We start from the raw sequence: 12,942 nt of genomic DNA, 5'->3' as shown, positions 1-12,942 counted from the left end.
AAAAATGAAAAGACATCTTATTCTATTGTTCGTGGGGGTAAGCCTGCCCTTTCTGCTTGCCGCCCAGCAGAAAAATTCCGTCAGCATTACCAAAAGGGTACTACGTATTCCGGAGGTTACGGTGGTGGGCAAACGACCTATGAAGGATATAGGCGTGCAACGAACCCGTTTCGATTCCATCGCCATGAAAGAGAACATCGCCTTGTCTATGGCCGATGTGCTGACATTCAACTCATCCGTTTTTGTCAAGAACTACGGACGCGCCACGTTATCCACCGTGGCTTTCCGGGGTACCTCTCCCTCGCATACCCAAGTGACGTGGAATGGTATGCGCATTAACAACCCGATGCTGGGCATGACGGATTTTTCCACCATCCCTTCTTACTTTATCGATGATGCCTCGCTGCTGCACGGAACGTCATCGGTAAACGAAACGGGCGGCGGCTTGGGTGGTCTGGTCAGGCTCTCCACTTCTCCGGCCAACCATGAAGGGTTCGGGTTGCAGTACGTGCAGGGAGTGGGGTCGTTCAGCACGTTCGACGAGTTTCTCCGCCTGACCTACGGTGACAAACACTGGCAGTCCTCCACCCGTGTGGTGTATTCCTCTTCCCCCAACGACTACAAATACCGAAACCGGGACAAGAAGGAAAACATCTATGACGAGGACAAGAACATCATCGGTTCCTATTACCCGACGGAACGCAACCGCAGCGGGGCTTATAAGGATCTGCACGTCTTGCAGGAAATTTATTATAACACGGGCGAAGGCGACAAGTTCGGGCTAAACGCCTGGTATATCAATTCTAACCGGGAACTGGCGATGCTCAGCACGGATTACGGGAACGACATGGACTTCGAGAACCGCCAAAGGGAGCAGACGTTTCGCGGCGTCCTCTCGTGGGATCGCGTGCGGGAGAAATGGAAGGTCGGTGTAAAAGGCGGCTATATACACACATGGATGGCCTATGATTACAAGCGGGACAAGGGAAACGGCGAAATGGCTTCGATGACCCGCTCACGCAGTAAGATTAACACGTTCTACGGAAGTGCGGACGGGGATTATGCTCCTTCAGAGAAATGGCTGTTCACGGCCGGTGTTTCCGTACACCAGCATTTGGTGGAAAGCGCGGACAAAAATATCATCTCGCAGGAAGGTAACAAGGCTGTTGTCGGGTATGACAAGGGACGTGTCGAGTTTTCCGGTTCCGTTTCTGCGAAATGGCGGCCTGTCGATCGTTTTGCCGCCTCGCTTGTCCTTCGCGAGGATATGTTCGGTACGGAATGGGCCCCGGTTATCCCGGCTTTCTTCATCGACGGGGTACTGTCGAAAAAAGGCAATATCGTGGCGAAAGCATCCATCTCCCGGAACTACCGTTTTCCCACGCTGAACGACCTCTATTTTCTGCCGGGCGGTAATCCCGACCTGAAAAGCGAGCACGGCTTCACATACGACGTGGGGTTGTCGTTCTCGGTGGGGAAAGAAAATGTATATGCTTTGAGCGGTGGTATCAACTGGTTCGATTCGCACATCGACGACTGGATCATCTGGCTACCCACAACCAAGGGATTCTTCTCCCCCAGAAACCTCAAAAAGGTACATGCTTACGGGGCAGAGACCAACGCCCACCTTGATATAATGCTCGGAAAGGACTGGAAACTGGATATGAACGGAACTTTCTCGTGGACTCCCTCGATCAACGAGGGCGAACCGATGAGTCCGGCAGACCAATCCGTCGGCAAACAGTTGCCATACGTGCCGGAGTTTTCCGCAACGGTGACCGGACGTCTGTCATGGCGGACATGGAGCCTGCTTTACAAATGGTGTTATTACAGCCAGCGTTATACCATGTCGAGTAATGACTATACCCTGACGGGCTATCTGCCCCCTTACTTCATGAATAACGTGACACTGGAAAAACAGCTCTCTTTCCGATGGGCCGATCTGTCGCTAAAGGGCAGCATCAACAACCTGTTCGATGAAGAATACCTTTCCGTATTGTCCCGTCCCATGCCGGGCATCAATTTCGAGATATTCATCGGCATAACACCCAAGTTCGGAAAAAACAAAAATAGTAAACGATAATCTGCATCAATATGAACGCATTAAAGAATTTAAGCCTGATTTTGTTGCTTTCTCTGGCATTTACAGGCTGCCACAACAAAAGCTCAAAAATCAATGATTTCAACCTGCTGCTTTATGCTCCCGAATATGCCTCCGGCTTCGACATCAAAGGGGCGGGCGGGAAGGAAAGTGTACTGATAACCGTCAGGAATCCCTGGCAGGGAGCGGACAGTGTAACCACATGGCTGTTTATCGTCCGCAACGGTGAAGAGGTTCCCGAAGGGTTTGCAGGACAGGTACTCAAAGGAGACGCCAAACGCATCGTGGCGATGTCTTCCACTCATATCGCCATGCTTGACGCAATCGGTGAAGTCCGGTGTATAACCGGCGTTTCGGGAATCGACTACATTTCCAACCCAGACATCCAAGCCCGCCGCGACAGTATTGGCGATGTCGGCTATGAAGGGAACATCAACTACGAGTTGCTGCTCTCGCTCGATCCCGACCTCGTTCTGCTCTATGGGGTGAACGGCGCAAGCGCAATGGAAAGCAAACTCGAAGAACTCGACATACCGTTCATGTATGTCGGCGATTATCTTGAAGAGTCGCCTCTCGGCAAGGCCGAATGGATGGTAGTGCTTTCAGAAGTCACAGGAAAACGTGAGAAGGGTGAAAAAGCCTTTGCCGCAATCCCGGTCAGATACAACGCCTTGAAAAAGAAAGTGGCCGACAGTACCCTCGGCACTCCTTCGGTTATGCTTAATGTTCCCTATGGCGACTCGTGGTTCATGCCTTCAACCCAAAGTTATGTAGCCCGCTTGATTACTGATGCGGGAGGCCGCTATATCTACCAGAAGAACACGGGAAACGCTTCTATCCCCATTGACTTAGAAGAAGCATATCTGCTCGCGTCGGATGCGGACATGTGGCTGAACGTGGGAATGGCGAACTCCCTTGACGACTTGAAGGCATCATGTCCGAAATTCACCGATACCCGATGTTTCAAAAATGGAGAGGTGTATAACAACAACGCCCGTACCAACACAGCCGGGGGTAACGACTATTACGAGTCTGCCGTCGTGAATCCTGACATCGTGCTCCGCGACCTCGTGAAGATATTCCATCCTGAACTGGTGCAGGAAGAGTGTGTGTATTACAAGCAACTGAAATAGATGCGTTCCCGTTCGACTATATTATTCTCCATATTGATTACGCTCACGGTCGGTCTTTTTTTACTGGACTTGGCCGTGGGAGCTGTCAACATTCCGATCCGCGATGTATGGGCAGCACTGACCGGGGGAAATTGTTCCCGTGCCACGGAAAAAATCGTACTCAACATACGCCTCATAAAAGCTATAGTGGCACTGTTGGCCGGGGCTGCCTTATCGGTCAGCGGTCTTCAGATGCAGACCCTCTTCCGTAATCCTCTTGCCGGTCCCTATGTCCTTGGCATCAGTTCCGGTGCAAGTCTCGGTGTGGCACTTGTGGTACTTGCCGGGATCGGTTCATCAATAGGCATTGCCGGAGCAGCGTGGGTGGGTGCGGCTGTCGTGTTGCTCGTGATAACTGCCGTCGGACAGCGAATAAAAGACATCATGGTAATCCTGATTCTGGGCATGATGTTCTCATCGGGCGTAGGTGCTGTCGTGCAGATATTGCAGTACCTCAGCAAAGAGGAATCGCTGAAAGCCTTTGTCATTTGGACGATGGGGGCTTTGGGTGACGTCACCTCCGGACAACTTCTGATTCTTGTTCCATCGGTGTTTGCCGGACTGCTGTTGGCGGTACTGACCATCAAACCGCTTAACCTCCTGCTGTTCGGAGAGGAATATGCCGTAACAATGGGACTGAATATTCGGCGTTCACGCAGCCTGTTGTTTCTCTCGACAACGCTGCTCGCCGGAACGATAACCGCTTTTTGCGGTCCGATAGGTTTCATAGGTCTCGCTATGCCTCATGTCACAAGAATGCTTTTCCAAAATAGCGATCATCATGTCCTTCTGCCCGGAACAATTCTTTCGGGAGCATCGATATTGCTTCTTTGCGACATCATTTCTAAAATATTCACCTTGCCGATCAACGCCATTACAGCTCTATTGGGAATCCCAATCGTCGTATGGGTGGTTTTACGCAACAAATCCATCACCGCATGATAGAATTACAGCATTTTTCCATAGGTTACAAAGAAAACTCGTTGCTCCACGAGGTAAATGCCACGATAAAAAAAGGTCAACTGACAGCCCTTATCGGAAGAAACGGGACAGGAAAATCGACGTTGCTCCGCGCCATAGCCGGTCTGAACCGGTGTTATTCCGGAAAAATCATTCTCGACGGGCACGACATCGCCTGCATGAAAACCGAAGATATGGCAAAAACGCTGGCTGTCGTCACGACCGAGCGCACGCGCATCGCCAACCTGCGGTGCAAGGATGTCGTAGCCATAGGCCGTGCTCCTTATACCAACTGGATAGGTAGGATGCAAGAAACAGATAAGGAGATAGTCATGCAATCGCTCATTTCGGTGGGAATGGAGGCTTATGCAAACCGCACGATGGATAAAATGTCGGATGGCGAATGCCAGCGTGTGATGATTGCTCGTGCATTGGCACAGGATACTCCTATCATTCTCCTTGATGAACCGACTTCCTTTCTTGACATGCCTAATCGCTACGAACTTGTGGCGTTGCTTCGTAGGCTTGTCCACGACGAGAAAAAATGTATCATGTTCTCGACACATGAACTTGACATCGCGTTGTCCATGTGCGATTCGATAGCATTGTTAGATACCCCGAATTTAAGTTGCTTGACCGCGTCTGAAATGCAGAAAAGCGGATACATTGACAGACTTTTCCAAAATGAAAACATCCGTTTCGACTCCTTATGCGGTACAATGATTTTGAAACAATGAGTATATACACTGTAGAAAATTTTACTTCAGACATCACTGTTGAAGGATATATCGCCGAATTCCGTGACGAACCACATTTTCTTGAACTTTGCAAACAATGTACCAATTACGGTAAAAGTTGGGGGTGTCCTCCATTTGATTTTGATACGGAATCGTTTCTCCGACAATACAAGTATGCACATCTTATGGCAACGAAGATAATCCCTGAAGACAAAGATATTCCGATTGAATATACACAAAAACTCATTTTACCGGAACGGATACGAATCGAGAGCGAATTATTGGATATGGAACGGAAATATGGAGGGCGTTCATTTGCCTATATAGGTAAATGTCTTCACTGCTCAGATAACGAGTGTACGCGTAACTGCGGCACACCATGCCGACACCCGGAAAAAGTGCGTCCGTCACTCGAAGCCTTCGGATTTGACATAGCCAAAACGCTTTCTGAACTTTTTAACATCGAACTTCTTTGGGGAAAGGATGGCAAATTACCTGAATATCTTGTTCTCGTAAGCGGATTTTTTCATAATGAATACGAACTTTGCAACATAGCATACTAATGATTCGGACATGAAATAAACAGACAAACTAACCACATTCGGTTCAATCTGTTTTGTGATTTCAAATGAATTATAGTTAGATATGTAAAAAGCGACGCTGGAGCTTGAAATAAGTAACGGTTTATCGGTGTATTCTCCGTTAAACCGTCCTGTTTTCGTTAAACGAAAACACAACTTGCTGTCCCCTAATGGGGACAACATTCTCCAATAGGAATTGTGTATCAGCCTATTGTACGGTTATTCTCCTGTGATTTTCGGGTCATTTCCATCAGGCATTTGCCGGCTGCTCTCCCCATAAAAAGGTGGCTATCTCTCCTGAATCATGTGACTTACGCCCATAATTCAGGAATAAGGGAGACGTATGTACTGGAAATCTGCCCTTTCCATACCCTATTCTCCATTAATGGATTGTTATTTTTACACATCTGCAAATGGAGAATGACAGGTAGCCGTATACGCCTTATTGTTTTTCTTCATTGTCTCCATTAACGGATTGCTACTTCTACACTTCTGCAAATGAAGAATGTGCATGTAACCGTGTATGTCTTATGGTTTCTTTTCCTTGTCTCCATTGATGGATTGATACTTCTACACTTCTGCAAATGGAGAGCGGCAGTGAGCCGTATATGCTTCATGGTTTTTCTACATTATCTCCATTAATGGATTGCTACTTCTACACTTCTGCAAATGGAGAAATGGACATGTAGCCGTATATGCTTCATGGTTTTCTGCATTATCTCCATTAATGGATTGCTACTTCTACACTTCTGCAAATGGAGAAATGGACATGTAGCCGTATATAGTTCATTGTTTTTTTCATCGTCTCCATTAACGGATTGCTACTTCTACACTTCTGCAAATGGAGAATGACAGGTAGCCGTGTATGTCTTATGGTTTCTTTTCCTTGTCTCCATTGATGGATTGCTACTTCTACACTTCTGCAAATGGAGAACGTGCAGGTAGCCGTGTATGACTTATGGTTTCTTTTCCTAGTCTCCATTGATGGATTGCCACTTCTACACTTCTGTAAATGGAGAATGGGCAGATAGCCGTATACACCTTATTGTTTTTCTTCCTTGTCTCCTTTGATGGATTGCTACTTCTACACTTCTGCAAATGGAGAATGGGCATATAGTCGTGTATGACTTATGGTTTCTTTTTCTAGTCTCCATTGATGGATTGCTACTTCTACACTTCTGCAAATGGAGAACGTGCAGGTAGCCGTGTATGACTTATGGTTTTTCTTCATTGTCTCCATTAACGGATTGCTACTTCTACACTTCTGCAAATGGAGAATGGCAGGTAGCCGTATATGCCTTATTGTTTTTTTTCATCGTCTCCATTAACGGATTGCCACTTCTACACTTCTGCAAATGGAGAACGTGCAGGTAGCCGTGTACGCCTTATGTTTTTTCTTCCTTGTCTCCATTAACGGATTGATATTTTTACACTTCCACAGACCGATAATCCAAGAATCCGTATCAGGACGGATGCATGCTCCCACACCTGCCCATAAGGATTTGAAAGGGGCGGTGGACAAGGAACGGAATCCCGCCACTTTTCCACGCCGCTACGGACAGCAGGATTCTGACGTCACTCCCGCATGGGAAGAAGCATCCGGATGGAACCATATGTTCGTCCCCACCATCATGTGTATCATGACAATAAACGACTTTGGATGACTATAAGCGACAGGTGGTTCCGTCCTGTCCTCTTCTTTCTTTATTTTGTATTCCGAAACAATGCCAGTTGTGTAATTTAATAAATTAAGATTTTAAGACAATGGATTCAGAAAAGGAAAAGAACCGGCTTTCCGATATCGTTCTCGAGAGGGTCGGACTCACGGGAAACCTTCTGTCAGCTCCCGTTTCCCCATCCCCGGAACCGGCGGTGGGTATGCCGGGGCATGAAAGGCAGGTCCGTGCAGGGAAAGTGACAGCCCCGGAAGAATACAAGAGGAGGTTTCTTGTTCCCGCTCCCAAGTCTGTGGAGTGGAAGACCGCGTATATTGACGGGAGGCTGCACCGCCGGATCGCCATGCTGGTCAGGGCCGCCGGTTGCGGCAGCATCTCCGGGTTTATCATCCGGCTGCTGGAGCTCCATATGGAGGAGCACAGGGAGGATATCGCCGCCCTGCTCGGTGAGGTCTACCGTCCCTGGGATGAGGACGGACAGCGTGGAGGAACGGCCCGCCGATAAAATGTTGTCATTGTCCAAGAAGATATATCATGACAGGAAAGAACGTAAAAGACCGGATTGGTCCCGGCGGGATGGACGCGGACCGCATCCGTGAGATCATGGGGGAAGCACCTGCCTGTCCCCGGAAGGGACGTGGAATGTCCGGTAACGACATAATGCGTCCCGCAAGGAAAAGCGGCCCCATGCAGCCGTCCGTCTATGGGGAGGAATACCTGCGTGGCATTGCGGGCGTGCAGCGCCGGTCACTGCATATTCCTGCCGCCCTGCACCGGAAACTGTCCATCCTGGCGGGAGCCTCGAGAAATGGGAAGGTCACGCTGGAGGGGTTCATCAACCACCTTGTCTCGCGGCATCTGGAAGAATACAGGGAAACGGTGGAGATGATTCTGGAAGAGTCCCTGCCCGGCCGGTCATAATAGTGTTTAACATTTAATGCAAGAAGTATGATGAAAAAAGAAAAAGAGTTGTTGGTTGCCGTCGCCAGCCAGAAGGGTGGCGTGGGAAAATCCGTCTTTACGGTACTGCTGGCCAGTGTGCTGCATTACCGCAAAGGCCTGCGTGTGGCGGTTGTGGACTGTGACTACCCGCAGCACAGCATCGCCCTGATGCGTGAGAGGGACATGGAGAGTGTCATGAAAAATGACGACCTGAAGGTGAGCCTTTACCGGCAGCACGAGAGAATCCGGAAGCTTGCCTATCCGGTCATCAAAAGCGATCCGGAAAAGGCGGTGGAGGACCTGCGTCGTTATATGGACGAAAAGGGGGAAACTTTCGATATCGTGCTTTTCGACCTTCCCGGAACGCTCCGCAGCGAGGGGGTGGTCTATACTGTTGCTGCGATGGACTACATTTTCATCCCGATCAAGGCGGACAACATCGTCATGCAGAGTTCCCTGCAGTTTACCAAGGCTCTGGAAGAGGAGTTGGTCTCCAGGAAGAACTGCAACCTGAAAGGGACCTGGCTGTTCTGGAACATGGTGGACAGGCGGGGGCGGAAGGATTTGTATGACGCCTGGAACCGGGTCATCGACAAGATGGGGCTGCGGCTGCTGTCCTCACACATTCCGAACACCCTCCGCTACAACAGGGAGGCGGCCCCTGTCTGCAAGGGTGTCTTCCGCTCCACGCTGTTTCCACCCGATCCCCGTCAGGAGAAAAGCTCCGGCCTTCCTGAACTGGTGGAGGAGATATGCCGTACCATCGGCCTGGAGGAATCCGATACCGACCGGTAGCGGATGTCAGGGTATAGACACCTTAAATAAGAAGTTTTAGCCTAAGATAAAGTAAGCTAATGGCATGATAATAAGGTTCTTATAATTACGACTTCTCCTGTAAAAGCATTACTTTAGTAAAGCGAAAAATAAAGGAGGAAACAAGTAATGAACGAGCAAATCAGAAACATTTTAGTACAAGAAACGACAAAGACGAGCAAGATCCGGCAACTGTATCTTCTGGGTGTTCCCCGTGCGGAAATCGCGAGAATGGTGACCAACGGAAACTACGGCTTTGTAGTGAATGCCCTGCGCCGGATGAGGGAACGTGAGGGCGGTCCGAACGTTCAACCGTTGGCAGCCGCACCGGATTACACTTTCAACCGCAAGTTCGGTATCGAGATCGAGGCTTACAACTGCTCCCGTGAACGGCTCGCACGCGAGCTCAGGGAGGCCGATATCGAGGTTACGGTGGAAAGTTACAACCATACCACCCGTCCGCATTGGAAACTCGTGACGGACAGCAGTATAAACGGAAACGACACCTTCGAGCTGGTCAGTCCGATCCTTGTCGGCGAAGCAGGGTTGCGGGAGCTGGAGAAGGTCTGCTGGGTGCTCGACCTGTGTGACATGAAAGTGAACGGGAGCTGCGGGCTTCACGTGCATATCGATGCCGCCGGTTTCAGCATGGAGACCTGGCGTAACCTGGCCCTGAGTTACAAACATCTGGAACCGGTCATCGACAAGTTCATGCCGGCATCCCGCAGGGATAACTACTATTGCCGTGGACTGGGCCATGTCTCTGACGGGATGATACGTTCCGCCCGGACGGTGGACGATCTGAAAAGCAGGATCGGCAACCGTTACCATAAGGTGAATCTCGAGGCCTACTCACGGCACAAGACGGTCGAGTTCCGCCAGCATTCGGGAACGACCAACTTCACAAAAATGCGTAACTGGGTGCTGTTTCTCCACAAATTGGTTACCTTTGCCACAAAGGGGCAGGTGCCTGCGGCCACCGCGCTCCAGGACATCCCCTTCCTGGATGGTGAACAGAAACTATATTATAAACTGAGAACTAAAAAATTATCGGCATGAACAGGCATATGTATATTTTGGCGGATGGCGGCAGGATTACCGCCTCCGACCCTTCCGAGTTTGTACGTCTCCTGCGTGAGGGCAGCTGGTTTGACAGCGGGTGCACCGATAAGGAGTACATGGTGAATTTCTCCAACCGTTACCATGAACTGCACGGGGTGACGGTGAGGACCGACACGCCGGAGCATTTCATGGACGACCTGAAAAAGTACGGTTACATCAAGGGTTGAGAGAGCCCGTTCCTTTATTGTTACGTTCCCTGCCGGTTCATTCATCTCCGGTGGGGATTTTTTTCTTTTTTCACAGTATCTGATCTCCGTCGTATCCTGTTTTCCGGAGACTGGTTTCACGGCCTCCTTCCGCAATCATTTTTTCTTTTCACCGCCCCTCCGCGATAACAAAAACTGGCTATCCATGATAATATAATACATGACAGGGGATTTAAAGGTGTTCCGCCTGTTATCTAGTATCATTATATCCCCAAAAGAGAAGCGGATCAGGAGGGGGATACCGCCAAATTTGAAGAAGATCCCCAAAAAGAAAAATGTAGAGTATCTATTTTGAATATTATTATGATTGATAATCAGAAGAATAAGTTAATGTTGTCTTTGCGATACAGGGAATTAAGATTTGCGATATAGACGTTTTTTATCCAATTTGACAAGCCGTTGTATTTTTATTTGTATTTTTGTCTGTAGTCGTAAGAAGTCACGGCTTTTTCATTTAAGCTTTGAATTGGGCGTACCATTCCCATACCCATGCCAATGCGGCATGGGCGGAAATACCATTATTGGTAATCAATGCGTTACGAATATATCAAATCTGAATTTTTCTCATTTTTGAGCCAGAAAATGCAACACGTTAGTGAAGCTTACCGCCAGCTCCCTTATTATCTGCGCCGTTCCCTTTTGCTTATCTGATATTTTTTTCCTTCTGTTCTTCCAAACGGCAATCAGTGCCAACACCATCCTTTGAATTGTATCCAGGTTCCTAGCCGCTCGTTCAGCCTTACGCTTTATGCTGTCCTGGCGGAGGTTGCGGTCAAGATCCCAGTGCATGCTTTCAATAGCCCAATGCTGTTTGGTTATCTGACTAAGCCGCTCTGCACTGCTATCCAGGCTTGAAATATACAGTCGCTGTTCAGACGTACTTCTGCCATCAGACTTTTTCTCCGTAGATGTGAGTATTTCTATAACTGTCAAATTTCCATTCCATTTCTCCCTGTCGGCAATCAGTTCTTCCCCACGGAATATACGGCATACCCTTGACTCAATCCTGCCGTGTTCCAAGTATGGACCTTCCTTGTAGATATCAGTTGGGGTGGTGGCTTTTATAGAGTCTTCAAGCCCATAGCGCAAAGATCTTTGATTCGCCTTGAGTTCGATCACGAAGTCGCCTCCTTTACCTCTAATCTTGTCTATTATCCCCTTTTGGCATGACATGGCATCTGCTGTGACGACACATCCTGACACATCTAGTTTATCCAATAGTCGGGGCACGGATTTGATTTCATTACTTTTCTCTTTGCAAACATCAGTAGCCAAAGTAAAGCTGGAACGGAGTGAATATGCAGAGACGATATTAGGGTTGCGTCCGTTGTCGTACAAGGTACCTCGCATGGCCTTGCCAACAATACAAATGATGTCAGTTGCCGAAGCGGATATTTCCTTGCGGAAAACCTCTGCAAAAGCAGACATTCGATCAGCCATCTTTTCATCGTCGATGCTTTGAAACACACGGCAGAGCGTAGCTTCTGAGGGTAACCCATACGGAAATAACCCTTTCGACTGCAGGCGTTTCAAGTGACGTTTGCCAAATTGAAGTATTTCAGCTCTGGTAATACACTTGCTGAGTCTGCCCAATATTACGAGCATGAGTATATCTTCAAGTTTGTGTTTGAAGTTTCCTCTGCTTGTTCTGCGGTATTCAGGGACTGAGGATACAAATTTTCTCAAATGAGTCATGATGCTGCCACGAAGACAGTCAAGGTGTTTCTTTTTTAGTAATATTGCGTATAAAAAGTTGTATATCAACGAAATAAATCATATTTTTGCTATTGCAAAAACAAAGGCGGAAGACAATATCAACATCATATTCTATTGAATTCCGCCTATAAAAAAAATAAAAATGAACGATAAGAAGAAACACCTAAGGCGGTGCTTCCGCATCGCTGTGCACGAATATAAGCATTTTTACTACAATTACAAGCGATGAACAATATTTCTTAAATGAAAAAGCCGTGGTAAGAAGTTACGAAAAGAGTGTAATTTGTTGGAAATGAGCATAAGTTTATTACTCATAATAGTAATAGGTTACGATTAAGTTAGTTATCTGCTGCATTATTTTTCTGTACGTTGCGTAACCTTCAAAGAACTCTTCAAACGCAACGATAAGACAAAAATCGGAATTATAGAATAAGTTTTTCTATATTTTCCCGATTAATGCATTTATATTTTAGATTTAATATCTCGTGATTATTATTGTTTAATATCCTCCAGTAGCTTATTAAGTATTTTTGTCCTATTATCAATCTTACTAATTTCACATTGCCATATAATTATAACTTTCCAGCCGAGTTTTACAAGTAAATCGGAATTTTTGGCATCTCGCGATTTGTTGTTTGATATTTTTTCCTTCCAGAAATCTGTATTTGAGGATGGTAATTTTCCCCTTTTGCAATTATGCCCATGCCAAAAACATCCGTTCACAAATATTATTGTTTTATATTTAGGCAAAACTATATCAGGTTTACCCGGCAATGTTTTGACATTAATACGATATCTGAATCCTTTTGAAAATAAGAACTTACGAACTAAAATTTCCGGTTTAGTGTCTTTACTTGATATTTTTGACATTATATCCGATCTTTTAGTTTGAGAAAAAATATCTGACATAGCCTAT

At 47.4% G+C, this 12,942-nt stretch carries 13 protein-coding genes; 11 read left to right on the top strand and 2 right to left on the bottom strand.

Translation table 11 applies throughout. The annotated features are described in order from the left end of the window. Positions 1 to 4: 4 nt before the first annotated feature. The 11 genes from VYM24_RS09405 (at position 5) to VYM24_RS09355 (ending at position 10,271) form a co-directional block, all read left to right on the top strand. A complete protein-coding gene (locus tag VYM24_RS09405) occupies positions 5 to 2,083 on the top strand; it encodes a TonB-dependent receptor plug domain-containing protein (RefSeq protein WP_330942014.1) in 2,079 nt (692 codons plus the stop codon). 11 nt (positions 2,084 to 2,094) lie between these two features. Next, a complete protein-coding gene (locus VYM24_RS09400; protein WP_004289233.1) occupies positions 2,095 to 3,234 on the top strand; it encodes an ABC transporter substrate-binding protein in 1,140 nt (379 codons plus the stop codon). After that, positions 3,235 to 4,215, top strand: a complete 981-nt coding sequence (locus VYM24_RS09395) for a FecCD family ABC transporter permease (protein ID WP_004311292.1) — start codon at positions 3,235 to 3,237, stop codon at positions 4,213 to 4,215. Further along, a complete protein-coding gene (locus tag VYM24_RS09390; protein WP_004289235.1) occupies positions 4,212 to 4,970 on the top strand; it encodes an ABC transporter ATP-binding protein in 759 nt (252 codons plus the stop codon). Before VYM24_RS09395 ends, VYM24_RS09390 begins: the two co-directional genes overlap by 4 nt. Further along, complete coding sequence (locus VYM24_RS09385; RefSeq protein WP_004289236.1) at positions 4,967 to 5,533, top strand: DUF2284 domain-containing protein; 567 nt, start codon at positions 4,967 to 4,969, stop codon at positions 5,531 to 5,533. Before VYM24_RS09390 ends, VYM24_RS09385 begins: the two co-directional genes overlap by 4 nt. A 1,373-nt stretch (positions 5,534 to 6,906) precedes the next feature. Beyond that, positions 6,907 to 7,215, top strand: coding sequence for a hypothetical protein (locus VYM24_RS09380; protein WP_007748010.1), 309 nt, complete (start codon positions 6,907 to 6,909; stop codon positions 7,213 to 7,215). 100 nt (positions 7,216 to 7,315) lie between these two features. Further along, entirely contained in the window at positions 7,316 to 7,732 is a 417-nt protein-coding gene (locus tag VYM24_RS09375; RefSeq protein ID WP_007567627.1) for a DUF3408 domain-containing protein, read from the top strand. A gap of 29 nt (positions 7,733 to 7,761) precedes the next feature. Beyond that, complete coding sequence (locus tag VYM24_RS09370) at positions 7,762 to 8,148, top strand: DUF3408 domain-containing protein (RefSeq protein WP_007567629.1); 387 nt, start codon at positions 7,762 to 7,764, stop codon at positions 8,146 to 8,148. 27 nt (positions 8,149 to 8,175) lie between these two features. Further along, complete coding sequence (locus VYM24_RS09365; RefSeq protein WP_007748011.1) at positions 8,176 to 8,964, top strand: ParA family protein; 789 nt, start codon at positions 8,176 to 8,178, stop codon at positions 8,962 to 8,964. 147 nt (positions 8,965 to 9,111) lie between these two features. Beyond that, positions 9,112 to 10,041 carry an amidoligase family protein gene (locus tag VYM24_RS09360; RefSeq protein ID WP_007748012.1) on the top strand — a complete coding sequence of 310 codons (930 nt, stop codon included), beginning with the start codon at positions 9,112 to 9,114 and terminating at the stop codon, positions 10,039 to 10,041. Continuing rightward, complete coding sequence (locus VYM24_RS09355; RefSeq protein WP_007567639.1) at positions 10,038 to 10,271, top strand: hypothetical protein; 234 nt, start codon at positions 10,038 to 10,040, stop codon at positions 10,269 to 10,271. Before VYM24_RS09360 ends, VYM24_RS09355 begins: the two co-directional genes overlap by 4 nt. 603 nt (positions 10,272 to 10,874) lie before the next feature. Here the strand turns inward: VYM24_RS09355 and VYM24_RS09350 are convergent. Together VYM24_RS09350 and VYM24_RS09345 are read right to left on the bottom strand one after the other, a co-directional pair. Then, positions 10,875 to 12,005 (bottom strand): ISAs1 family transposase, encoded by a 1,131-nt coding sequence (locus VYM24_RS09350; protein WP_042986827.1) that lies wholly within the window; start codon positions 12,003 to 12,005, stop codon positions 10,875 to 10,877. Between the two features lie 513 nt (positions 12,006 to 12,518). Continuing rightward, positions 12,519 to 12,935 (bottom strand): very short patch repair endonuclease, encoded by a 417-nt coding sequence (locus VYM24_RS09345; protein ID WP_330942012.1) that lies wholly within the window; start codon positions 12,933 to 12,935, stop codon positions 12,519 to 12,521. Positions 12,936 to 12,942 lie beyond the last annotated feature (7 nt).

The sequence above is a fragment of the Bacteroides sp. MSB163 genome, assembly GCF_036416795.1.
GTDB lineage: Bacteria > Bacteroidota > Bacteroidia > Bacteroidales > Bacteroidaceae > Bacteroides > Bacteroides maternus.
This window is presented reverse-complemented; position numbering and strand designations above follow the sequence as displayed.